This window comes from Paraburkholderia sp. RL18-101-BIB-B, assembly GCF_046026985.1.
In the GTDB taxonomy this organism is placed as follows: domain Bacteria; phylum Pseudomonadota; class Gammaproteobacteria; order Burkholderiales; family Burkholderiaceae; genus Paraburkholderia.
Map to the genome: position 1 here is coordinate 120,959 of NZ_JARESV010000013.1, position 21,369 is coordinate 142,327.

Consider the following 21,369-nt stretch of genomic DNA (forward strand, 5'->3'; position numbering starts at 1 on the left):
CGCCCAAACATCACCGCGCCGCGAAATACCCCTTCACCGCGGCGATAAACGTATCGATATCCCCACGCGACACGTCCTTATGCGTCACGAATCGCGACGCATACAGCATCTGCGTGAGAATGCCGCGCTCCTTGAGCCATGCTTCGAGCGGCGCGCAGTGCTGCTGCGGAAACTGCGCAAACACCATATTAGTGGCGACCGACTGCACTTTGACCTGGTCGATGGCTTCCAGACCTGCTGCCAGATGCGCGGCATGCGCGTGGTCGTCGGCGAGGCGCTCGACGTTGTGATCCAGCGCGTAGAGACACGCCGCCGCCAATACGCCGGCCTGACGCATGCCGCCGCCCAACACCTTGCGCCAGCGGTGCGCCACGTCGATCAGCGCGCGGCTGCCGACCAGCACCGAGCCGACCGGCGCGCCCAACCCCTTCGAAAAACAGACCGAGACCGAATCGAACGGCTCGCACAACGCCGCAACCGGCTTGCCCGACGCGACCGCCGCGTTATAGACACGCGCGCCGTCGAGATGTGCGGACAGGCCGTGCTGACGCGCAAGTTGCACCGCCTCGGCAACGTACCCCGCCGGCAACACCTTGCCGCCGATGGTGTTTTCCAGCGCCAGCAGCCGCGTACGCGCGAAGTGGTTGTCGATGGGCTTGATCGCGGCGGCGATCTTCTCCAGCGGGATCGAGCCGTCCGCGGCATTTTCGAGCGGCTGCGGCTGGATGCTGCCGAGGACCGCCGCGCCGCCGCCTTCATACTTATAGGTGTGCGCCAACTGGCCGACGATGTATTCGTCCCCGCGCGCGCAGTGCGCCATCAAGGCCGCCAGGTTGCTTTGCGTGCCGCTCGGGAAGAACAGGCCGGCCTCCTTGCCGGTGCGTTCGGCGAGCGTGGCCTGCAAACGCAACACGGTGGGGTCGTCGCCCCAGACGTCGTCGCCGACTTCGGCGGCCGTCATGGCCGCGAGCATCGCCGGCGTTGGACGGGTTACGGTATCGCTGCGTAAATCGATCATTGTGTGTTCCTGTGCGCCTGTGAATGACAGCCTATGACAGCCGGTCGACGCACCGCGCCGTCGGTATCGACGGGCGGACACGGCGCCGGCAGTTTAGCCACACAGTATATTCAATTAACGCGGCGCTGAAATCGCGCTAAAAAGAAGCTTCAGCCGCCCGACTTGGGCAGCCACGCGAGCGGATCGACCGGCTGGCCGTTCTGGCGGACCTCGAACTGGATCGACGCGACACCGCGGCTATCCACTCCGACTTCACCGATGGTTTGCCCCTGCGCGACCGCGTCGCCTTCCTTGACGAGCAGCGTGCTGTTCTGCCCGTAGGCGGTGATCAGCGAGTCGTCGTGCTTGATGATGATGAGCGGGCCGTACGCCTCGATACCCGAGCCGGCATAGACGACGCGGCCGGTAGCGGCTGCCTTGACCGGATCGCCCGCACGTCCGCCGATCACGATGCCGTTCGATTTACCCGGCGCGAAGGCTCTCAGCACCGGGCCGCGGACCGGCCATTGCAACACGCCTTGCTGCGGTCCGGCGGATGCCGGGGGCGCGCCGGGCGTAGCGGGACCGTTCGGCCCGACGGCGACCGGCGGCGTCACGACACTGCCCGAGGCCATCGGCGGAGAGACTCGCAGCACTTGGCCCGGCGTAACGGCGGCATTGGCCGCAAGGCCGTTCCACGCCGCGACCTCCTGCGGTTTGCGGCCATATGCCGACGCAATCCCGCCGATCGTGTCGCCCGGATTGACCCGGTAGAAACCGGCGGGAACCGGAACCGTACTGAGCGTGGTCGGGCCGGAAGGCGTGCTGCTGTAAAACGGCGTGCTCTCCCACGGCATCGTCGTACAGCCGCTGAACATCACGCCGAGCGCGGCCGCTGTTAGCAACCGGGTCCCCGTCAATTGCCATGGTCTTGTCATGTGATTTTCCTCGACACTTTGTTCAATCAATCGGATTCAATCGATGCCCAAGCATTTGCCGTGCCGCTCGTCTCGAGGGCGCGGCGACGGTTATCCATTATGCCGCCGTGCGCGGCGACAACCGCGCCGGCATGGCATCGGCCGTCCGCCAACATTCAGACGCTGCCTTCCGCCTCGACCACCAGAATGCGCGCCGCGCCGATCGGATGCGCCACATGTTCGGTGCCGACCGTTGCGTAGAACACGTCGCCGGTCTCCAGAATGGCCGACTGTTCGACGCCACCTTCGCGATAGCGCATCTCGACGCGGCCATCGAGCACGGCGAACACTTCCTCGCCGTCGTTGACGTGCCATTTATAAGGCTGATCGGTCCAATGCAGGCGCGTCGTGATGCCGCCCATGTTGGCGATATCGAGCGCGCCCCAGGCACGCGTCGCGGTGAAATTCTTGCTGCGAATGATCTTCATGGTCACGAGGCAGTTGAGAAAAACGACACCGGCCAGTCATGCGATCCATTGTGCATAGCGGGCCGCCAGGCCTTGGGCGAACCACCTCCGGGCTGGCCCCATTATAGGTGCGCTAGCCCGCTCGCCCGTCGTCAGCAGGCCGCGCGGCCGATTTGTGTGAGCATTGAATCCTTTGAGCCCTCGCCTATACTCAGTCATGCTGCCGCGACGCGCCGTAAGCAAAACGACTGATTCCGCGAGGGAGTTGAGAATGAACAAAGCCACTTTTCTGGCCGTGCAACTCCACGTCGACGATGTCGCGGCGTCGCCTGGTCTGGTCGAGTTGCTGAACACGCACCTGGTCTTCGCCGCCGACGTGGCCGAAGCCGCCGACGCCCTCGTCCAACTGGCCAGCATTGCGGGATTGTCGAGCGGCGTGGAGGCGAGCGTCGAGATTCCCGCTTTGGCGATCGAGCGGCTGCGCGAGGCGCTCGACAATCTGAGCGGCTACGACGAATCCTGGCTGCTCGCCCTCGAACCGAGCCGCGCATTATTCGATGAAATAGGCCGCCGGCATCGCACGCTGCATTAGAGCCACGCACGCGGATTGCATCCGGGTTGCCGCGCACCCCCGGCGTCCGTTCACCAACGCCGCCGGTCCGCCATGTTTCGCTCACCGCTCGCCTGCCAGACTAACCGGCACGCTTCACTGTCGGCGCCGTTTGCGGATTTCGGGCGACTCAACCGGAGGACCGCCGTGAAAAGTCTCCTGAACCGCCGCCACGTGCTGGCAGGCCCGTCGCATCTCGTGCATGACGTGCGCGCGAGCGCCTCCGATCCCGCCTCGTCCGACGACGACGAACCGGCAGCGGCCGACGACTCGTCCGCCGGCTCCGCGGCGCTGGACGCGGCACCGAGGCCGGTTCGTCCGGTAAGCACCTTGCGGCCGGTGCCGGTGGTGCCGGCACAGGTCGGCGTGCGCGGCGTGCAGATTGCCGACATCGCCGAAGTCGAATGGCTCGCCGAAGAGGAAGCGTTGACGCCGTTTCGCGTATTCCGCAGCTTCGACTATTCGGTCAGCCTGCTCTTCCATGCGAAGGAACTGACCTACTACGTCGCCCTGTATGAGGACGGCTCGCTATGGCGCGCACTGAAAGCCACCGATCTCGAAGCCGCCCAAACCGCCTTCCATCATTTCGAGGAGCAGGCGACGCGGCTCGCGGACGGCGAAACCCGCCGCGCCCAACTCGAGGCGCAGAACGAACAGCTCGCGCGCATGATCGCGCGCTCCGAGGCGCAGGCCGAGCGGCTGCGCAGCGATCTGCAAAGGCGCGGCACGCACGAGCAGGCGGTGTCGAACCGGCAGCATCAGGTGCGCAAAGAGGTGTCGCAACTGGAAGCGCAGCGCGTGGCCGCGCAGGCGCATCTGAACAAGGCGCATCGGCAGATTCATCAGCTCAATCTGACGAGCAACGAAGCGATTCCGCATTTGCCCAATCGTTGAGGATCGCGGGTCGACGAGCGCGCACCAACATCGTGTCGGATGCCGGCGCCCGCGCCGCGCCGTAAACGACAAACGCCGCCCGGCAATCCGGACGGCGTTTTTATTTGCTTGCCGCCTATGAGCCAAGCGGCATTTCCATCAGCTTCGGCGCAAATTAGTTGCCGAAGTAAACCGAGTTACGGTCGTTGCTGCTCACCGGACGGCCAGCTTGCGAGCTGCCGGCGATCGGTGCGCCGTAGCCGCTGTTCACAGCTTGAGCGGTACCGTTTTGCGCATCGACACGTGCCTGGGCGGCCTGGATGTTAGCCGGGTAGTCGAAGTGATCGCCCACCGGGTTGTAACCGGCCTTTTCCAGCTGAACCAGTTCAGCGCGGACTTGAGCGCGCGTCACCGGCTGATTCGATTGAGCAAACGAAGCGACAGGAGCGGCCAGAGCGGCGGCGACGACAACTGCAGAGATAAGAGCCTTCATGATGTAAACCTCCAGAACTTGTTTTTTAATTCGCTGTGGGCTTGTTGTGCCGTAGCGCTTAAATAGAAGTTTAGGAGTGTCGACACCTAGGGGAAACCCCTAAAACGACGAAACTCTATTTCGAATTTCGCAACAGTAGCAGACGGACCGAACCGCCGCGCTACCTGTCCGCTGGCTTTCAGCAATAATTCATCAACTGGGTTTGAAGCGCTTTCACAGGCCGGCGCGCCTTGCTGCAAGGGCGCGCCGGACGGCGATTCAAACGCTCAGCTCCAGTTCGCGTGGAAGCTGCCCGGCTTGTCGATACGCTCGAACGTATGCGCGCCGAAGAAATCGCGCTGCGCCTGCACGAGGTTCGCCGGCAGGCGTTCCGAACGATACGCGTCGAAATACGCGATCGCCGACGCGAACGCCGGCACCGGCACGCCCGCGTTGACCGCTGCCACCACGACCTCGCGCAACGCCGCCTGATAATTCCTGGCGATATCTCGGAAATACGGATCGAGCAGCAGATTGGCAATCGCCTTGTCCTTCGTATAAGCGTCCGTGATCTTTTGCAGGAAGCGGGCGCGGATGATACAGCCGGCGCGGAAAATCTTCGCGATCGTGCCGTAGTCCAGATCCCACTTGTACTCTTCCGAGGCGGCGCGCAGTTGCGCGAAGCCTTGCGCGTACGAAATCACCTTGCTGAAATACAGCGCGCGGCGCACCGATTCGATATAGGCGTCGCGTTCGACGCCGAGCGGCCTGACCTGCGGCCCTTCCAGCAACTTGCTCGCCGCCACGCGCTGCGTCTTCAGCGACGACAGCACGCGCGCGAACACGGCTTCCGTGATAAGCGGCAGCGGCGCGCCGAGATCGAGCGCGTTCTGACTGGTCCACTTGCCGGTGCCCTTCTGCGCAGCGCGATCGAGAATCACGTCGACCAGATCCTTGCCGGTCTCGTCATCTTTCTTGCTGAAAATCTTCGAGGTGATTTCGATCAGGTAGCTGTCGAGTTCGCCCTGATTCCACTCGGTATAGACCTTGCCGAGTTCTTCGTTCGACAGCCCGACCACCTGCTTGAGCACCGCGTAGCTTTCCGCGATCAGTTGCATGTCGCCGTATTCGATGCCGTTGTGCACCATCTTCACGAAGTGGCCCGCGCCGTCCGGCCCCATGTAAGCGACGCACGGCTCGCCGTCCGGCGCCTTCGCGGCGATTTCGGTGAGGATCGGGGCCACGAGGTCGTACGCGTCGCGCTGGCCGCCCGGCATGATCGACGGACCTTTCAGCGCGCCTTCTTCGCCGCCCGACACGCCCGTGCCGATGAAGTGCAGACCTGACTTCGCGAGATCCTGGTTGCGGCGGATGGTGTCGGTGAAATGCGTGTTGCCGCCGTCGATCAGAATGTCGCCCTTGTCCAGCAGCGGTTTCAACTGATTGATCGTGGCGTCGGTGCCTTCGCCTGCCTTGACCATCAGCAGAATGCGGCGCGGCTTTTCCAGCGACTCCACGAATTCTTCCAACGTGAAAGCCGGCACCAGCTTCTTGTCCGGATATTCGGCGATGAGTTCGTCGGTTTTCTCGCGGCTACGGTTGTACACCGATACCGCGTGGCCGCGGCTCTCGATGTTGAGCGCCAGATTCCGGCCCATGACCGCTAGCCCCACCACGCCGATTGCCTGTTTGCCCATGTGAATTCTCCAGAGTCCAAAAAATGTCGTGACGCCGCGCCGGAAAGAACGTCAGTGCGACGTCGAGGGTGAAAGAATAAAAGAAATGCCAGCTTGCCGCTCGTTGGCGGACACCGGGCGGCGCTTTTCAGTGCGTTGAATCCGCGTCCAACCCGCGCTTAACCTGCATTGACGTTCGTCAGACCCGCGCCGCGTCCGCGCGTTTCCTGAACACCAGACTGAAATTGTTGGCCGGCATCGCGATCGGCTCGTCGCATACGAGTCCGACTGAAGCGCCCAACGCCACCACGGCTTCCATGTCGCGCACGCCCCATTCCGGATCGCGGCCGCGCAACTGCTGATCGAATGCATCGTTGCTCGGAGAAGTATGCGCTCCGCCGCGTTTGTAAGGACCGTACAGATACAGTACACCGCCATCGACGAGACGGCGGCTCGCGCCCGCGAACAGCGCCTGCGCCGCGCTCCACGGCGAGATGTGAATCATGTTGATGCACACCACGGCGTCGAGCGTGTCCACGCGCCAGTCCGGCTGATGCACGTCGAGCGCGAGCGGCGCGCGCACGTTCGCGAGCCCCTCGTGCGCGGTCCACGCGGCGATCGAATCACGCGCGCTGGCATCTGCGTCGCTCGGTTGCCAGTCGAGTCCGGGCATGGCGCGGGCAAACCAGATCGCGTGCTGGCCGGTGCCGCTCGCGATTTCGAGCACGCGGCCGATGACCGGCAGCGCCGCACGCAACACCGCGAGGATCGGTTCGCGGTTGCGTTCAGCGGATGGCGAATGTTGCCGCAACGCCGATTGGGAATCTGTCATGTTCAGGTTCGGTTGAGCTTCGGTTTCAGTTTCAGTACAGGGTCGTGCGCACGCGTTCGGCGAGTTCGCGATCGTAGGTGGCCGCGTCGAACTGCGCGCCGTTGATGCGCCGATGAATCTCGCCGGCGCTCGGCAGCCGCGAACGTTCGACGTGCCGCGCCGGGTCCCACAGTTTCGAGCGCACCAACGCTTTCGAGCAGTGGAAATAGACGCTGTCCACGTCGACCAGCAGCACGGTGCGCGGCAGTTTACCTTCGACGGCGAAACTGTCCAGCCAGTGCGGATCGTTGGTAATACGGCCGCGGCCGTTCACGCGCAAACTTTCGCCGACGCCGGGAATGATGAAGAGCAGCGCGAGCCGCGGCTCGACGATGATATTGCGCAGACTGTCGAGGCGGTTGTTGCCGATCCGGTCCGGCAGCGCGAGCGTGCGTTCGTCGACGATGCGCACGAAGCCCGGCGCGTCGCCGCGCGGCGAACAGTCGAGGCCTTCCGGTCCGGCGGTCGCGAGCACGGCGAACGGCGCGACTTCGATGAACGCGCGATAGTCCTCGTTGATGTATGAAATCTCTTTGCGCACGGCGCGCTCGTGCGGCTGACCGTAGAGGGCTTCGAGCTGTGCGATCGTCGTCAACATCGGCATTCCTTTTTATATCGGTGTGACCGGTTTAATCCAGCGCCAGGCGGCCGGCCAGCGCGGTCAGCGTGGCGGCGCACGGGGCGGCGATTTTCAGAGACAAGAGCGGGTCGGCGCGCGTGCGCCCCAGATTGACCGCGACGACCGGCTTGCCCTGCTTCTGCGCCCACACGCAAAAGCGATAGCCGGAGTAGACCATCAGCGACGAGCCGACCACCAGCACGGCGTCCGCCGCGTCGAGCGCGTGCGAGGCCGCCTCCACGCGCTCCTTCGGCACGCTTTCGCCGAAGAACACCACCGCCGGCTTCAGCAAGCCGCCGCAGTTCGAGCACGCCGGAATACGGAAGCCGCCGAGATCGTGCCATTCGAGATGCGCGTCGCCATCGGCGGCGGTTTCGGCGGTCACGTTCAGGAGCGCGGGATTGTCGGCTTCAAGGGTCTGCTGGATCGACGCGCGCGAGTGTTGCATGCCGCAGTCCAGACACGTCACCCCATCGATGCCGCCATGCAGTTCGATCACCTCGCGGCTGCCCGCCCGCTGATGCAGGCCGTCGACGTTCTGCGTCACCAGCGTCGGCACGTGGCCGGCCGCTTCGAGCCGGGCCAGCGCGGTATGCGCGGCGTTGGGCTGCGCGTGCGCGACCACCGGCCAGCCGACCATGCTGCGCGCCCAGTAGCGCTGGCGCATGGCGAGCGTGCCGAGAAACTCCTGCACCGTGATGGGCGGCGAGCGTTTCCACTCGCCTTTGTCGTCGCGATAGCCGGGAATGCCGGAGTCGGTGCTGATGCCCGCGCCGGTCAGCACGAACAGCCGCGGATAACGCTGCACGAAGCGATGCAGGTCGTCCAGCGTGTGCGAATCATTCAGGGGTTCGTGAGGCGCGGACTGAAGGTCGGTCATGACGGGGCATGGTGAAGGGCTGCGGCGGTCTCAAGGCTAAATCTCGAGCGCCGTTCAACGGTGCGAACGCGGCTTGCTCTGCCGCGTTGCCGTATGTGGCGTCTGCTGCGCTTGCCGCGCCTGCCACTCGGCGAGCGCAGTTCGATAACGTTCGAGCGCGTCGTCGTACAGATCGAAAACACACGGATTGCAGCCGCTATGACAACAGTCGTCGAGATCGGGCTGCACGGGCGGCACCGGTTGCGGGTCGTCCTTGGGTGTGGCTCGGGGCACGGCGAATCGCTTTCCATCGAGGCGGGAAGCGATCAGTATAAGTTGATCTCGCGCCGCTTGCTCTTTGCGTCGGGCGCGCGCGCAGCCGTCACCCCCGCCCGACGAACGGCATCTTGCTCGCCATGATCGTCATGAACTGCACGTTCGCCGAGAGCGGCAGCTCCGCCATGTGCAGCACGGCGTCCGCCACGTGTTGAACGTCCATCAGCGGCTCGACCGCGATTTCGCCGTTGGCCTGCGGCACGCCGCGCGCCATGCGTTCGGCCATTTCCGTCGCCGCATTGCCGATGTCGATCTGCCCGCACACGATGTCGTATTTGCGGCCGTCGAGCGACACGGCTTTCGTGAGGCCGGTGATGGCGTGCTTGGTCGCGGTATAGGCAATGCTATTGGGCCGCGGCGCATGCGCCGAGATGGAACCGTTGTTGATGATGCGCCCGCCTCGCGGGCTCTGCGTTTTCATCAGACCGAAGGCCGCGCGCGTACAAAGGAACACGCCGGTGAGATTGGTGTCGACCACCGAGCGCCATTCGTCGATATCGAGTTCGTCGATATCGACTGGCGAACCGTTGCGGCCTGCGTTGTTGAACAGCACGTCGAGCCGGCCGCGGCGCGCGCGGATCGTCTCGAACAACGCGGCGACGCTATCGGCGTTGGTGACGTCGCACGCCACGGCGAGCGCGTCGCCGCCGAGTGGCTGCGCCTCCTGAACGACGGCATCGAGCGGCGCCTGACGACGGCCGGCCAGTACGACGCTATAACCGTGTTCCAGCAGCTTGAGCGCGCACGCGCGACCGATCCCGCTGCCCGCGCCCGTCACCAGCGCGACCTTCTTGACTCCCGTTTCCGTCACGGCACGTCTCCTCGTTTGTGCAGTTGATGCATGATGCGGACCGCTGCACACGAACTTGCCGGACCGGACGGCGTGGAAAGCGCCACGGGAAACGCCCAGCGAGCGCTCAATCCAGCGCGCGGTCGTTCGGGTTCGCGAACAGCGACTTCATATCCGCCGACAGCGGATAGTTCAGGTTTATGCCCTTCGGCGGAATCGGCTGCGTGAACCACTTCTGGTACATGGTCGCGGCCTCGCCCGAGGTTTGCAGCCGGGCGATCACGCCGTCGGCGAGTTTCTTGAACCTCGGGTCTTCCTTGCGGAACATGCAACCATACACTTCGGACATCGGCGAGGTGCCGGTGATCAGGTAGTCGTCCGCGTCCGCCTCTTTGGCTTTAGCACCATACAACAGCGGATCGTCCATCACAAATGCCACGGCGCGGCCGGTCTTCACATTGAGGAACGATTCCGCGTGGTCTTTCGCGCTGATCAGGCGCATGTTCATGCCCTTGTCGTTGTTCATCTGCCGCAAGAGGCGTTCCTCGGAAGTGCCCGCCGTGGTCACCACGGTCTTGCCGGCGAGATCGGGAAAGTCCTTCACGCCCGAGCTTTTCTTCACGATCATGCGCACGCCGTACTGGAAGAAGCTGTTCGAAAACGCCACCTGGTTGTCGCGGTCTTTGGTATGCGTAGTCGAGCCGCATTCGATATCGACGGTGCCGTTCTGCACCAGCGGAATGCGGTTTTGCGACGTGATCGGCACTTCCTTCACTTTCAGATTCGGCAGGTTCAGTTCCTTTTTCACCTCGTCGACGATCTTCAGCGCGATGGCTTGCGAGTAGCCGATCACCTGCTGCTGTTCATCGTAGTAAGAGAACGGCACCGACGATTCGCGCACGCCGAGCGAAATCACGCCGGTGTCGCGGATTTTTTTCAGCGTGGCGCTAGTCTCTTCGGCCCGCGCGGTGCCGGCAAGCGTCGTGGCGATGGCGATCGTGGTGAGGGCTACAGCGAGTTTCATGAGGTCTCCTTTCGTGGCGCCGAAGCGGCGTGTTGTGGTGGTTCTGTAAAGACGGCGTAATGCAACGCACTGTGCGCTAGCGCTGCCATGCATAGGCGCCGAGGTCGAGCGGCGGCGTGCGGCCCGCGATCGCATCGGCGATCACACGCGCACTGCCGCACGCCAGCGTGAAGCCGAGCGCGCCGTGTCCCGTGTTGAGCCACAGATTGCGATAAGGCGTGGCGCCGATGAGTGGCTTGCTGTCCGGCGTGGCCGGCCGATGGCCGCACCATGTCTGCGCCTTCGCGTAGTCGCCGGCATCCGGGAAAATCTCCTGCGCCTGGCGCTTGAGCAAGGCCAGACGCCGCTCGCGTTGCGCGACATGCATGCCGGCGATTTCGACCATGCCCGCAATCCGCAAACGCTCGCCAAGCGGCGCGTACACCAGCTTGCGATGCAGATCGGTCACGCTCACGCGCGGCGCCTGGCCGGGCGCGCCCGGAATGGTGAGGCTATAGCCGGTGAGCGGATACATCGGCAGCCGCATGCCGAGCTCGCGCAACAACGGCGCGCTGCCGTTGCCCAACGCGACCACGAAGGCATCCGCGCGCCATTCGCCTTGCGGCGTGCGCACGGCCACCGCCGAGCCGCGCTCGGTGACGAACGAGTGAACCGGCGTCTCGTAGTGAATCGTCACGCCGTAGCGCGTTTTCAGCACGTCGGCGAGCGCGACGCTGAAGCGGTGGCAATCGCCCGCCTCTTCCGACGGCGTATGAATCCCGCCCGCCAGCAACGGCTGCGCGCGTTCGAGCGCGGGTTCGAGCGCCACGCAGGCGGCGGCGTCGAGCGCACGCTGATCGGAGCCTGCCGTTTGCAAATAGGCCATCTTGCGACGTGCCGCATCGAACGCATTCGCGTCACGGTACACGACGAGTTTGCCGTTGCGCACGTAGTTGAAGTCGATCGCTTCGCGTTGCACGAGATCGTGCAGCGTAGCGCGGCTCAACGCGCCCAGTTGCAGCATCTCAATGGCGGTTTGACGCGCGCGTTCGCCGCGGCAGGCGAGCAGAAACGACAGGCACCAGCGCCACTGCTGCGGATCGAGACGCGGCACGAAACGCAACGCGGAATCGCTTTGCAACAGCCATGCGGGCAGATGCGGCAGAACCGATGGATCGGCGAGCGGCGCGACATAGCTATAGCTCAACTGGCCGCCGTTCGCGAAGCTCGCTTCGAGCGCCGCGCCGTCGCGGCCTTCGAGAATCGTTACCTCGTGGCCGTCTCGCGCCAGTTGATAGGCGCTCGTCAAACCCGCCACGCCCGCACCGAGTACACATACCCGCATAAACATCACGCCTTCGAAGATTCATCCACATGAGAGTGGCGCGACGAAATGCGCGCAGCAAATGAGCAGATGCACGGCTCCATAACCCAGGGTTAAGAGCTCGAACCCGAGGGACGGCTCAGGCGAAGGGCGCGCGCAACACGTCGAGAAACGCGTTGCCGGCCTGCGAGTCCATGCCGCCGTCGCGCCACAGCGCGAACACGCCCGCCGACAGCGCGGGCGTCACCGGCCGGATCGCGACCGGCTCCGCGCCGCTGCGCGCCGTCAGTTCATCGAGCAGCGCATAGCCGATGCCGCGTGCGGCGAGAGCGCGCGCCACATACCAGGTCTGCGCTTCGACGGCGGCGACACTTTCATCGAGGCCCTGCGCTTCGAGCGCATTGCCGATCAGTTCGCCGAGCGGATCGGTACTGCCGATGCTGATCCAGTCGCGCGCGAGGAAGGCCGCGAGATCGATCGGCTGCCGCGCGTCGGGATCGTCGGGCGGACAGACACAGACGATCGCCGTGCGGCCCAGCTCGACCGCGGTGATGCCGGGCCGCGCCGGTGGATTCAACGCGATCGCGAGATCGAGATCACGCGTGAGCAACGCGTTGAGCAACTCCTCCGTATGCCGTGTCTGAATCTTCAGCGACACGCGCGGAAAGTCGCGGCGAAACGCCTGCACCGCGGGCGGAATCAGACTCAGCCCGAGACTCGGCAGACAGCCGATGCGTAGGTGCCCCTCCGGTTGCAGCGCGAGATTGCGCGCCAGATGGCGAATGCCGTCGAGATTCGCGTGCAGCTTCTGCGATTCGGAGAACAGCAGCTCCGCTTCACGCGTCGGCTGCAAGCGGCCATGCACGCGGTTGAACAAAGCGAAACCGAGGCTACGCTCGGCGTGCGCGAGCGCCTTGCTCACGGCGGGCTGCGACACGCACAGTAGTTCCGCCGCTTTCGACAGCGACCCCGTGCGCATGATGGCGTGAAAAATTTCGATGTGACGCAAACGCATGGACGCATGACCGGCACGAACCGGCGAATTAGGCACAGTGAGTTGGACGAGCGGCCGCCCTGAAGGCCCGGCCGTCGCGAAGCATAACGTCTTTCAGCGCGCTTTCATTATTTGCCGTTCCTGTCCGCGGGCGCGTCGCGGCGCGCATCAATGGTATCGTTTGCTGTTGCGCGCCGCGCGCGCGATTCAAGGCCTTCCCAGGAAGGAGGAAGGAAGACAGGAAGCACGCTTTATGAAAGAACTCCCCACGCCGCCGCATGGCGTCCACCACGCGCCGCCACGCCGCTGGCCGCAAACCGGCTATCCCGCGATGCTCACCACCACCGCCGCATGGCACGTATTCGTGCTGGCAGGATGGCTGGTCGCGCCCGCCGCGTGGCCCTGGTGGCTCGCCGCGATCTTCGTGAATCACGCCATTTTCACGGTGGCCGGCCTGTTGCCGCGCACCTCGCTGCTCGGTCCGAACTGGACCCGCCTGCCCGCGTCCGCGCGCAACGCCGACGCGATCGCGCTGACCATCGACGACGGTCCCGATCCCCTCGTCACGCCGCAAGTGCTCGATCTGCTCGACGCCTTCGGCGTGCGCGCCACGTTCTTCTGCATCGGCGCGAAGGCGCAGCGTTATCCGGAACTCGCACGCGAGATCGTCGCGCGCGGCCATGCGCTCGAAAACCATTCGCAGGTTCACGTCCACACGTTTTCCGTGACGTTACCAGGCGCCCTCACGCGCGAGATCGACGCCGCGCAACGCACGCTCGAAGCCCTAAGCGGCGAACGGCCGATGTTCTTCCGCGCGCCGGCGGGGCTGCGCAACATCTTTCTCGAACCGGTCTTGCGCAAGCTCGATCTGCGGCTCGCAGCGTGGACACGGCGCGGCTACGACACGCGCGAGCGCGATCCAGGCGTGGTCACGCGGCGGCTGCTCGACGGCCTCGCGCCGCGCGACATTCTGCTACTCCACGACGGCAACGCCGCGCTCACGATCGAGGGCACGCCGTTGATCCTCGCGGTGCTGCCGCGTGTGATCGACGCGGCTCGGCAACGGCGCTTGCGTTTCGTGACGTTGCGCGAGGCGCGCGTAGACAGCAGAGACTGAGGCGCGCACACGCGTACGCGCGTAGGCCGCTCAGTCCATGCGCGTTACACCGCTCGCATGCAGTCCAACGCGGAGAGCCGCGCCAACACCGCCGCTACACGCGGAAATCCGCCGCCATCTCTTCGTCCGTGCGCGCCTCGAGTTGTCCGCTGCGGCACGCCTTCAGGAACACGTCGTAATCGCGCTCCACCTGATCCGCGTAGGTCGCGGCATAGCCGGTGAGCGCTTCCGCGAACTGGTCGCCACGGCCGATATACGCGCTGACTTCGATCGCCTGCCCGCTCGCCTTGGCATGCGCGCGCGCCATGATCCAGCCGCAGAGCCGCGCATAGCCTTCCAGCAGGTCGATGTCGAACAACTCGATGTTCGCCGAGAGCTTCATGTCGCGCAGCTGGCGGAAATAGAATTGCCGCCCGAGCGGCCCCGTCGCCCAGCCGAGAAAGACGTCGCTCGCGGCCTGCAGCATGCGCTGTCCTTGCACGACGCGTTCACCTTCGTGCTTGATGACCGGCGATTTGTAGAACTGCGCGATCACCGAAGGCCGCGCCTCCTTCAACTGCAGGAACAGCGGCTTGCCCATGTGATCGACCAACAGCAGCACCATGCAGCGCGTGCCGACGCTGCCCACGCCCACCACCTTGAACACCAGATCCTGCACGGTGAAATGACTGAGCAGTTCGCGCCGGTCATGCGACATCGTCTTCAGATACTCGCCCCACATGCGTTCGAGCAACTTGCGCCAGTTCGCGCCTCGGAACGCTTCGGTCTCTTCCGCGGTGAACAGGGTGCTGGCGCCCAGCACATGAAACAGCGCCGGTGGCGCATCGCGGATCGTCCAGTGGTCGCCGTCGTGCTCGGCCATTTTCTCGAGCAGGCTTTCGTGCGTCCGGTTCGCAGCTTTTTCCATGCCGCGCCTTACGGTGCGGCGGCGTTCCGGTGTCAACGCCGTTTCCGCCATACGGTCGAAGGTGATCCGGTCATACCAGAGTTCGAGCGCGCCGCATTGCGCATACTGCGCCATGCGGTCGCGGTATTCGGTGACCGCCGTCATCACCAGGTTTTCAGCGGCGCCCCGGCTCAGGCGCATGTGACGCGCCGCGACGACGAAGCTTGCGGTCAGCCGTTTCAGGTCCCACTCGAATGGCCCGATCGACACCTCGTCGAAGTCGTTCAGATCGAAGACGAGTTGCCGCTCGGGCGTGGCGAAGCCGCCGAAATTCATCAAGTGGCCGTCGCCGCAGATCGGCATGGTCAGGCCGGAGTCGCGCACCTGGCTGAGATCGTGCGCCTGCAGGATTGCGGTGCCGCGAAAAAACGTGAAAGGCGAGGCGGCCATGCGCCCATAGCGCAGCGGCACGAGGTTCTGCACCCGGCCCTCGCTGCTTTGCTTGAGCAACTCGATCGGGTTGCGATGCAACTCGCCTACCGCCTTATGGCTCGACCGTTTCGAATGCTCGCGGGCGGCGCGGCCCCGGGCCTCCCGTTCGGCGATGGTGCTGGCTTTCATGCTCTTCTCCGTTTTTCCGGGTCTTGATTAGCGGCTCGAGAGACTGCTTCTGCTGGCACGACAACATCCTGCGTGGGTCGAGTAAGCCTTCACCAACGGTAGCCCACGCCACCGAATATCACATCCGAATCACGATCATAACGGGTCATGACGCGGTTCCATGCGAGCCGCGCATCCCAGTGCTCGGTGATGCGATACGAGCCCGTAATCGTGATGAGGCCGGAGAACGTCCCGGCGCCCGGACCGGGCGTCTCGCTATGTTCGTTCTCGTCGATCGCATAGTAGGCGCCGAAGCCGACCGCCAACGAAACCTTATCGTTGAGGAACGCGCGTGTGGCCCACAACTGGCTCGTTAGCCCGTCGCGGCGCGCCACCTTGGTACTGCCTTCGTGAAGATAGCCGACCGTCACGTCGAGATATTTCGCGAGGCCGCGCCGGTACTCGATCGCGCCGCCCACTGCGTTCGGTGAGCTGGGCGAATTGACGATGGTCTTGCCGAGATACACCGCCACTTCGTTATTGGTGACCTTGTGCGTGCTGCCGATCGCCCAGTCGCGCGGACCGGGCGAACCAGGCGCGTCGAGCTGATAGCCGACCCCGAACATCACGCCGGTCGAATCCGGTCCACGCTGAACGTGCACGCGATTCAACTGGAACTGCGTGATCCACCGGTTCGACGCGTAATACGCGGCGCGCACGCTGTACACCACGCCCCAGCCGTGGGTGTTGGAATAACTGCCGCCCTGCTCGGCGGTGGTCGTATCGAAGTAGCGGTATGGGCCGACGCCCGCTTGCACGACGAACTGCGGGCTGCCCACGGGAAGGCGCGCCCACAACTGGATCATCTGCCCGTCGCGATGATGATCGGGAATGTGCCCTTCGTTGAGCCACGTGAAGCTCGCGGCGAAATATTGCCCCAGGCCTTCCTGATAGTTGAAGGCCCACGTATAGGTGTTGATACTGCTCGCGCGCGAGCCGCCGCCGAATAGCGAAAACTCCTGAGCGTGACTGAGAGTGGAAATGAACAGCAGGCCGAGACCCGTCATGCAGGCGGCCGCCTTGCGAACCAGCCAATATCGAGCAGCAGATGTCAGATTCCGCATGCGGCATTGTTCTCCGGGTGAGTCGCTAGCGCTGCCGGTATTCGTGGTCGACGGGGGCGCTGTGGCGAGGTGTCCCAGGGGAATGGCCGTCGATACAAACTGTTCGTCATGCTAGCAGACCGATCGGTAAAAAGGTTACGTATCCGTTTGCATCAGCGGCAGATTGACACGGGGGTTTTACCGGACTGGGCGAATACAAGTTGCAATTGCAACGATCGCACTGAGCGGACAAATTTACCGGCACCCATTCAATAAACTAACCGATTGGTGAAATTTTTAGTGTTTCACCCAGCCGAGCACTTCAGCAACAACGAATCCAGCCGTTTACCCATACATGCAAAAATTTTATGACGCACAAGAAAAGGCCTTGAAATAGGACCTGCTCTGATCGGCCGTGCGTCGCGCAAGATAATCGGAGAGAGTATGTTTGTCGCAATCGGCTGGGTTGTAGTAATCGGTTCTGTGATCGGGAGTTTTGTCGGCGTGGGTGGGCACCTGCCGGCGCTCGTTCAGCCGTTCGAATTACTCTGTATTTTCGGTGCGGCAATCGGCGCATTTGTCGTGAGCAATCCGACTTCCACGCTGAAGAAAACCATCAAGGCGATTCCGTCATGTTTTAAAGGCGGCGGCTACACCAAGGAAAAATATCTGGAGCTGATCGCGCTGCTTTATGAACTGCTTCAAAAGGCGCGCAAGGAAGGCATGATGTCGCTCGAAACGGACGTCACCGCGCCGGAAGAAAGCGTGATTTTCCAGAAGTATTCACACGTGCTGGAGGACCATCATTTGCTCGACTTCATCGTCGACTATCTGCGCATGATGTCGGGCGGCAATGTGAACGTGCTCGAAGTGCAGGACTTGATGGACGAGGAGCTGGCCACACATCACGCGGAAGCGTCGGTCGCGGCCAACGCCATTCAGAAAATGGCCGACGGCTTGCCCGCCTTCGGGATCGTCGCGGCGGTCATGGGCGTCGTTCATACCATGGGTTCGGTCGGCGCGCCGCCCGCCGTGCTCGGCGAGATGATTGCCGGCGCGCTGGTCGGCACGTTCCTCGGCATTCTGCTCGCGTATGGCTTTATCGGCCCCGTGGCCGATCTGCTCAACGCGAAGGGCCGCGCTGAGGCCAAGCCGTACCAGTGCGTGAAGGCCGTGCTGCTCGCGTCGCTGTCCGGCTACGCGCCGCCGATCGCCGTCGAGTTCGGCCGCAAGGTGCTGTTCACCGCCGACCGTCCGAGCTTCCAGGAACTCGACGACGCCGTGCGCGCCACCAAGATGCCGAAGTCGGCCTGACGCGGAGCGGCATGATGAGCGAAAGAAGATCGCGCGCCTCGCAGGAGGAACAGGCGCCGGCGCCGGTGATCGTGCGCCGTTCGAGAAAAGGCGATGACCACGGCGGGCATCACGGCGGCGCATGGAAGATCGCCTACGCCGACTTCGTCACCGCGATGATGGCGTTCTTCCTGCTGATGTGGCTGCTCGGCTCCACGTCGAAGTACGACAAGCAGGGTATCGAGGACTATTTCAACACGCCCCTGTCGAGCCTGCTCGGCGGCAACGAAGGCACCGCCGCCGCGCGTCCGAGCGTGGTGCAAGGCGGCGGCCGCGACATCTCCGATACACGGCCCGGCGACGGCAAGAAGAGCCAGACCCAGCCCACTCCGCCCGCCACCGTCGCGCCGACCGTGGCGCCGTCCGATGCGGCGCGTCTCGAACAACTGAAGGCGAAGCTCACTACGTTGATCGAGCAAAGCCCCGCATTGAAGGCGTTCAAGGATCAGATCCGCATTTCGATCACGAACGAAGGGCTGCGTATCGAGATCGTCGATTTGCAGAACCGGCCGATGTTCCCTTCCGGCAGTTCGAAGCTGCAGCCCTACGCGGTGACGATCCTCACGCAGATCGGCGCCGCGCTCAACGACGTCGACAACCGCATTTCGATTGCCGGCCATACGGATGCGGTGCCGTACACCGCGGGCCCGGAAGGCTATTCGAACTGGGAGCTGTCGTCCGAACGCGCCAACGCCGCGCGCCGCTCGCTGGTCGCCGGCGGCATGCATGGCGAAAAGCTGCTGCAGGTGCGCGGGCTGGCGGACGTCTTGCCGCTGAACAGCCATGTCGCCGACGAGCCGACCAATCGTCGCATCAGCATCCTGGTGCTGAACAAAGCCGCGGAACTGGCGTTTTTCCACGACGGCGGACGCACCGCGATCGACGAAACCACTCCGGCGAGTTCGACCATTCCCGCCGTGGTCGGGCGCTTGCAGCCGGTGACCGGTTCGCGTAGCACGCCGTAGTATTTTTCCGGCCCTCCGCATGATCGATTCAGCGCGTGCGCTCGATAGCGCACACTGCAGAGCCATAGCGCACACTGCAAAGCCCATGCAGTGTGTATAGAATCGAACGCATGCGCCCTGCCCTTTCCGAGCAACGGGAGCCCGAGCTTCCGCTGCATACGCCTAGTGTTCCGTCGGTGACGTTGGCGGCGATCATCGCCGTCATTGCGTGGATCTCCATCGTCGCGCAAGCCGAGGTCACGATCGATCGCACGCTCGCCCGCGGGCTGACCGTGCTCGACGGCTTCGCCCGCATGAGCAGTTACCTCACCAATCTGACGGTTCTCGCCTGCGCGATCTGCTTTACCTGCGTGGCGTTGCGTGGCCACCGGTCGACGCCCGCGCGATTTTTCCGGCAACCCACCGTCGTCACCGCCGTGGTGGTGTACATGGCGTTTGTCGGGATCGCCTACAACCTGCTGTTGCGAGGTTACTGGACACCTACGGCATTCCGGCTCCTGCTCAACGAATCGCTCCACAGTGTCTTGCCTATGCTCGCCGCGCTTTACTGGGTGCTGTTCGTGCCGCGTTTTCACCTGAAGCTGCGGCATTGTCTGTTGTGGCTGGTGTATCCATTGACCTATCTCGGCGTGACCTTCTGGCGCGGAACGTTGTCGGATTTCTACCCCTATCCGTTCATCAATGTCGAGCGACTCGGGTTTACGCACGCCGTGGTGAATTCGGCGCTGCTGTTCGGCGGCTTCCTTATGCTGATGGCCGTATTCGTGGGGATCAATTCCCGGCGGCGGCACTGACGCTCCAGTCCGGCGCCACCGGTTTTGCTTTTTCCGTCGGGCGCGCTTCTTGCGCCCTGTCTGGTGGACGTAAGCCGCGCTTCTCGGCGCGGCCTGCGCGACACCCTGGTGTGGCCGCGTTGCGATCGCAATGGCTCACACGTAAATATGACAATGGGAGCAAAAACGTATGGACACCAATTCGGCAGCTAACTCAGCGGAAGGCGCAGTGAAGGAAGTCGCGGGCAAGGTTCAGGGCGCGGTCGGCGATGTATTGGGCGATACCGGCACGCAATTGGCCGGCAAGGCGAAAGAACTCAGCGGCAAAGCCCAGCAACTAGCCGCGAGCACCACGAGCCTCGTGCGTGAAACCACGGCGGAAAGCCCCTTCACCGCGATCGCGGTGGTCGCGCTCGCCGGCTTCGTGGCCGGTGCGCTGTGGGCACACGGTGCCGCGGGAAGAGACTATCGCCGTTGATTTTCGACGCGGTTGATCGCCGGGCGATCCGCGATGAGCGATCGCCCGTTTCGCGCTTATGTGCCCCTATACGCCCGCTATACGCCCGCTTTTACACTCCTATGCGCCGCTTTTCTTGCGGCGCCCCGCACTCATCTCCAGTTCGACCCACGTGGGCGCGTGATCGCTCGCGTGCGGCTCGCCCCGCACCCAGCGGTCGACGCCCGCATCGCGCAAGCGCGGCGCGAGGTCGGCGCTCAGCAGCAGATGGTCGATGCGCAATCCGGAGTTGGTATCCCAATGCCGGCGGAAATAGTCCCAGAACGTATAGACCCGTTCGTCGCCGAAATGCGTTCGCAGCGCGTCGGTCCAGCCTTGCGCGAGCAGCCGCTGGTAACGCTCGCGGCTCTCGGGCTGCAGCAGCGCGTCCTTTAGCCAGGAACGCGGGTTATAGATGTCTTCGTCGGTGGGCACCACGTTGAAGTCGCCCGCCAGCACGACCGGATGGGCGCTTTTGTATAGCTTCGCCGCGTGCTCGATGAAATGATCGAACCACGCCAGTTTGTAGTCGAACTTGGGGCCCGGTTGCGGATTGCCGTTCGGCAGATAGAGGCACGCCACCAGCACGCCGCCGACTGCCGCTTCGAGGTAGCGGCTATGCGTGTCGTCCTCGAAACCGGGCAGGCCGCGGCGGCTCTCCAGCGGCGCTTCGCCTTTCGACAGAATCGCCACGCCGTTCCAGGCGCTCTGCCCTTGCCAGATCGCGCTATAGCCGGCGTCGCGCAGTTGCTCGACAGGAAACGCGCTGTCCACCGCCTTGAGTTCCTGCAAACAGACGATGTCGGGCGCCTCGCGTTCGAGCCATTGCAGCAGCGCCGGCAGGCGCGAGCGGATACCGTTGATGTTGAAAGTCGCGATTCGAAGCCTGGCCACGGCATGTCCTCCCTGCACTCCCTGCAATGCGCCCTATTGCGCGGCCGCGTCGCACCACTCGATCGCCCAGGACCTGGCGCATGAAATGGCATCGGCCTGGCTGGGAAAGGCGTCGATGTCGCCGGAATCGTGCGCCTGCACGTGCTCTTTTTTCTGCGGTACGCGAGTGATCTTCGCTCTCGCATAGTAGAGGCCGTCGTCTGCGTGGCGGGCGCGGCAATCGATATGGAAATGCCTGTAGTCGAACTGCATTCGCTCTCCTTTGAACGCGCTTCACTTCGTCTGCTATAGCATCGTTTATTCCCGATCAGCCATGCTCACCGACGGCGCTTCACGCACGCCGGCTCGCGTGCGTGAAGCGCAGCCGCGAGCCG

At 63.9% G+C, this 21,369-nt stretch carries 24 protein-coding genes; 7 read left to right on the forward strand and 17 right to left on the reverse strand.

Translation table 11 applies throughout. The features are described 5' to 3' along the window. Positions 1-10: 10 nt before the first annotated feature. The 3 genes from ltaE to P0D73_RS20340 form a co-directional block, all read right to left on the reverse strand. Positions 11-1,018 carry a low-specificity L-threonine aldolase gene (gene ltaE / locus P0D73_RS20330; protein ID WP_408176988.1) on the reverse strand — a complete coding sequence of 336 codons (1,008 nt, stop codon included), beginning with the start codon at positions 1,016-1,018 and terminating at the stop codon, positions 11-13. 149 nt (positions 1,019-1,167) lie between these two features. Continuing rightward, positions 1,168-1,935, reverse strand: coding sequence for a peptidoglycan DD-metalloendopeptidase family protein (locus P0D73_RS20335; RefSeq protein ID WP_408176986.1), 768 nt, complete (start codon positions 1,933-1,935; stop codon positions 1,168-1,170). A 155-nt stretch (positions 1,936-2,090) separates the two neighbouring features. Further along, entirely contained in the window at positions 2,091-2,402 is a 312-nt protein-coding gene (locus P0D73_RS20340; RefSeq protein ID WP_408176984.1) for a cupin domain-containing protein, read from the reverse strand. Between the two features lie 250 nt (positions 2,403-2,652). Between P0D73_RS20340 and P0D73_RS20345 the strand changes: the two genes are divergently transcribed. Both P0D73_RS20345 and P0D73_RS20350 read left to right on the forward strand, forming a co-directional pair. Continuing rightward, positions 2,653-2,973, forward strand: a complete 321-nt coding sequence (locus tag P0D73_RS20345; protein ID WP_132382178.1) for a hypothetical protein — start codon at positions 2,653-2,655, stop codon at positions 2,971-2,973. 165 nt (positions 2,974-3,138) lie between these two features. Then, entirely contained in the window at positions 3,139-3,885 is a 747-nt protein-coding gene (locus P0D73_RS20350) for a DUF2968 domain-containing protein (RefSeq protein WP_408176983.1), read from the forward strand. A gap of 154 nt (positions 3,886-4,039) precedes the next feature. On the opposite strand, the gene P0D73_RS20355 is transcribed toward P0D73_RS20350, so the two are convergent. From P0D73_RS20355 to P0D73_RS20400, 10 genes are all read right to left on the reverse strand, one after another. Then, positions 4,040-4,357: a DUF4148 domain-containing protein gene (locus tag P0D73_RS20355; protein WP_132382174.1), complete on the reverse strand. Its 318-nt coding sequence runs from the start codon at positions 4,355-4,357 to the stop codon at positions 4,040-4,042. A 266-nt stretch (positions 4,358-4,623) separates the two neighbouring features. Then, complete coding sequence (gene gnd / locus P0D73_RS20360) at positions 4,624-6,033, reverse strand: NADP-dependent phosphogluconate dehydrogenase (protein ID WP_408176982.1); 1,410 nt, start codon at positions 6,031-6,033, stop codon at positions 4,624-4,626. A 178-nt stretch (positions 6,034-6,211) separates the two neighbouring features. After that, complete coding sequence (locus P0D73_RS20365; RefSeq protein WP_408176980.1) at positions 6,212-6,844, reverse strand: DUF938 domain-containing protein; 633 nt, start codon at positions 6,842-6,844, stop codon at positions 6,212-6,214. 31 nt (positions 6,845-6,875) lie between these two features. Continuing rightward, on the reverse strand, positions 6,876-7,481 hold the full coding sequence (locus P0D73_RS20370) for a pyridoxamine 5'-phosphate oxidase family protein (RefSeq protein ID WP_408176979.1): 606 nt from the start codon (positions 7,479-7,481) through the stop codon (positions 6,876-6,878). A gap of 31 nt (positions 7,482-7,512) precedes the next feature. After that, positions 7,513-8,382 (reverse strand): NAD-dependent protein deacetylase, encoded by an 870-nt coding sequence (locus P0D73_RS20375; protein ID WP_408176978.1) that lies wholly within the window; start codon positions 8,380-8,382, stop codon positions 7,513-7,515. Positions 8,383-8,436: 54 nt separating this feature from the next. Further along, a complete protein-coding gene (locus tag P0D73_RS20380; RefSeq protein WP_132382164.1) occupies positions 8,437-8,655 on the reverse strand; it encodes an oxidoreductase-like domain-containing protein in 219 nt (72 codons plus the stop codon). Positions 8,656-8,743: 88 nt separating this feature from the next. Continuing rightward, positions 8,744-9,508, reverse strand: a complete 765-nt coding sequence (locus P0D73_RS20385) for an SDR family oxidoreductase (RefSeq protein ID WP_132382162.1) — start codon at positions 9,506-9,508, stop codon at positions 8,744-8,746. Between the two features lie 106 nt (positions 9,509-9,614). Next, a complete protein-coding gene (locus P0D73_RS20390) occupies positions 9,615-10,511 on the reverse strand; it encodes a glutamate/aspartate ABC transporter substrate-binding protein (RefSeq protein ID WP_408176977.1) in 897 nt (298 codons plus the stop codon). A 76-nt stretch (positions 10,512-10,587) separates the two neighbouring features. Beyond that, the gene (locus P0D73_RS20395) at positions 10,588-11,835 is read right to left on the reverse strand and encodes a D-amino acid dehydrogenase (RefSeq protein WP_408176975.1); all 1,248 of its coding nucleotides are present in this window, start codon (positions 11,833-11,835) and stop codon (positions 10,588-10,590) included. Between the two features lie 118 nt (positions 11,836-11,953). Continuing rightward, positions 11,954-12,829 carry a LysR family transcriptional regulator gene (locus tag P0D73_RS20400; RefSeq protein ID WP_408176974.1) on the reverse strand — a complete coding sequence of 292 codons (876 nt, stop codon included), beginning with the start codon at positions 12,827-12,829 and terminating at the stop codon, positions 11,954-11,956. Between the two features lie 232 nt (positions 12,830-13,061). On the opposite strand from P0D73_RS20400, the gene P0D73_RS20405 reads away from it, so the two are divergent. Further along, positions 13,062-13,925 (forward strand): polysaccharide deacetylase family protein, encoded by an 864-nt coding sequence (locus P0D73_RS20405; RefSeq protein WP_408176973.1) that lies wholly within the window; start codon positions 13,062-13,064, stop codon positions 13,923-13,925. A 94-nt stretch (positions 13,926-14,019) separates the two neighbouring features. On the opposite strand, the gene P0D73_RS20410 is transcribed toward P0D73_RS20405, so the two are convergent. Further along, positions 14,020-15,432, reverse strand: coding sequence for a DUF2252 domain-containing protein (locus P0D73_RS20410; protein WP_408176972.1), 1,413 nt, complete (start codon positions 15,430-15,432; stop codon positions 14,020-14,022). An 89-nt stretch (positions 15,433-15,521) separates the two neighbouring features. Beyond that, the gene (locus P0D73_RS20415; protein WP_408176970.1) at positions 15,522-16,535 is read right to left on the reverse strand and encodes a hypothetical protein; all 1,014 of its coding nucleotides are present in this window, start codon (positions 16,533-16,535) and stop codon (positions 15,522-15,524) included. 423 nt (positions 16,536-16,958) lie between these two features. On the opposite strand from P0D73_RS20415, the gene motA reads away from it, so the two are divergent. The 4 genes from motA (at position 16,959) to P0D73_RS20435 (ending at position 20,083) form a co-directional block, all read left to right on the forward strand. Then, positions 16,959-17,828, forward strand: coding sequence for a flagellar motor stator protein MotA (gene motA / locus P0D73_RS20420; protein WP_408176969.1), 870 nt, complete (start codon positions 16,959-16,961; stop codon positions 17,826-17,828). A 14-nt stretch (positions 17,829-17,842) separates the two neighbouring features. Beyond that, on the forward strand, positions 17,843-18,832 hold the full coding sequence (gene motB, locus P0D73_RS20425) for a flagellar motor protein MotB (protein ID WP_408176968.1): 990 nt from the start codon (positions 17,843-17,845) through the stop codon (positions 18,830-18,832). A gap of 110 nt (positions 18,833-18,942) precedes the next feature. Next, positions 18,943-19,626: a Pr6Pr family membrane protein gene (locus P0D73_RS20430; protein WP_408176967.1), complete on the forward strand. Its 684-nt coding sequence runs from the start codon at positions 18,943-18,945 to the stop codon at positions 19,624-19,626. 169 nt (positions 19,627-19,795) lie between these two features. Next, on the forward strand, positions 19,796-20,083 hold the full coding sequence (locus P0D73_RS20435; protein ID WP_132382142.1) for a CsbD family protein: 288 nt from the start codon (positions 19,796-19,798) through the stop codon (positions 20,081-20,083). A 99-nt stretch (positions 20,084-20,182) separates the two neighbouring features. On the opposite strand, the gene P0D73_RS20440 is transcribed toward P0D73_RS20435, so the two are convergent. Together P0D73_RS20440 and P0D73_RS20445 are read right to left on the reverse strand one after the other, a co-directional pair. Continuing rightward, positions 20,183-20,995: an exodeoxyribonuclease III gene (locus P0D73_RS20440; RefSeq protein ID WP_408176966.1), complete on the reverse strand. Its 813-nt coding sequence runs from the start codon at positions 20,993-20,995 to the stop codon at positions 20,183-20,185. 33 nt (positions 20,996-21,028) lie between these two features. Then, positions 21,029-21,247 (reverse strand): hypothetical protein, encoded by a 219-nt coding sequence (locus P0D73_RS20445; RefSeq protein ID WP_408176964.1) that lies wholly within the window; start codon positions 21,245-21,247, stop codon positions 21,029-21,031. Positions 21,248-21,369 lie beyond the last annotated feature (122 nt).

Excerpts from the sequence above, each read along its gene's own strand:
- P0D73_RS20345 (WP_132382178.1), top strand. The coding sequence starts at position 2,653 with ATGAACAAAGCCACTTTTCTGGCCGTGCAACTCCACGTCGACGATGTC.
- P0D73_RS20335 (WP_408176986.1), bottom strand. The coding sequence starts at position 1,935 with ATGACAAGACCATGGCAATTGACGGGGACCCGGTTGCTAACAGCGGCC.
- ltaE (WP_408176988.1), bottom strand. The coding sequence starts at position 1,018 with ATGATCGATTTACGCAGCGATACCGTAACCCGTCCAACGCCGGCGATG.
- P0D73_RS20340 (WP_408176984.1), bottom strand. The coding sequence starts at position 2,402 with ATGAAGATCATTCGCAGCAAGAATTTCACCGCGACGCGTGCCTGGGGC.
- motA (WP_408176969.1), top strand. The coding sequence starts at position 16,959 with ATGTTTGTCGCAATCGGCTGGGTTGTAGTAATCGGTTCTGTGATCGGG.
- P0D73_RS20435 (WP_132382142.1), top strand. The coding sequence starts at position 19,796 with ATGGACACCAATTCGGCAGCTAACTCAGCGGAAGGCGCAGTGAAGGAA.
- P0D73_RS20390 (WP_408176977.1), bottom strand. The coding sequence starts at position 10,511 with ATGAAACTCGCTGTAGCCCTCACCACGATCGCCATCGCCACGACGCTT.
- motB (WP_408176968.1), top strand. The coding sequence starts at position 17,843 with ATGAGCGAAAGAAGATCGCGCGCCTCGCAGGAGGAACAGGCGCCGGCG.
- P0D73_RS20410 (WP_408176972.1), bottom strand. The coding sequence starts at position 15,432 with ATGAAAGCCAGCACCATCGCCGAACGGGAGGCCCGGGGCCGCGCCGCC.
- P0D73_RS20445 (WP_408176964.1), bottom strand. The coding sequence starts at position 21,247 with ATGCAGTTCGACTACAGGCATTTCCATATCGATTGCCGCGCCCGCCAC.
- P0D73_RS20365 (WP_408176980.1), bottom strand. The coding sequence starts at position 6,844 with ATGACAGATTCCCAATCGGCGTTGCGGCAACATTCGCCATCCGCTGAA.
- P0D73_RS20375 (WP_408176978.1), bottom strand. The coding sequence starts at position 8,382 with ATGACCGACCTTCAGTCCGCGCCTCACGAACCCCTGAATGATTCGCAC.
- P0D73_RS20400 (WP_408176974.1), bottom strand. The coding sequence starts at position 12,829 with ATGCGTTTGCGTCACATCGAAATTTTTCACGCCATCATGCGCACGGGG.
- P0D73_RS20405 (WP_408176973.1), top strand. The coding sequence starts at position 13,062 with ATGAAAGAACTCCCCACGCCGCCGCATGGCGTCCACCACGCGCCGCCA.
- P0D73_RS20430 (WP_408176967.1), top strand. The coding sequence starts at position 18,943 with ATGCGCCCTGCCCTTTCCGAGCAACGGGAGCCCGAGCTTCCGCTGCAT.
- P0D73_RS20395 (WP_408176975.1), bottom strand. The coding sequence starts at position 11,835 with ATGCGGGTATGTGTACTCGGTGCGGGCGTGGCGGGTTTGACGAGCGCC.
- P0D73_RS20355 (WP_132382174.1), bottom strand. The coding sequence starts at position 4,357 with ATGAAGGCTCTTATCTCTGCAGTTGTCGTCGCCGCCGCTCTGGCCGCT.
- P0D73_RS20370 (WP_408176979.1), bottom strand. The coding sequence starts at position 7,481 with ATGTTGACGACGATCGCACAGCTCGAAGCCCTCTACGGTCAGCCGCAC.
- gnd (WP_408176982.1), bottom strand. The coding sequence starts at position 6,033 with ATGGGCAAACAGGCAATCGGCGTGGTGGGGCTAGCGGTCATGGGCCGG.
- P0D73_RS20415 (WP_408176970.1), bottom strand. The coding sequence starts at position 16,535 with ATGCGGAATCTGACATCTGCTGCTCGATATTGGCTGGTTCGCAAGGCG.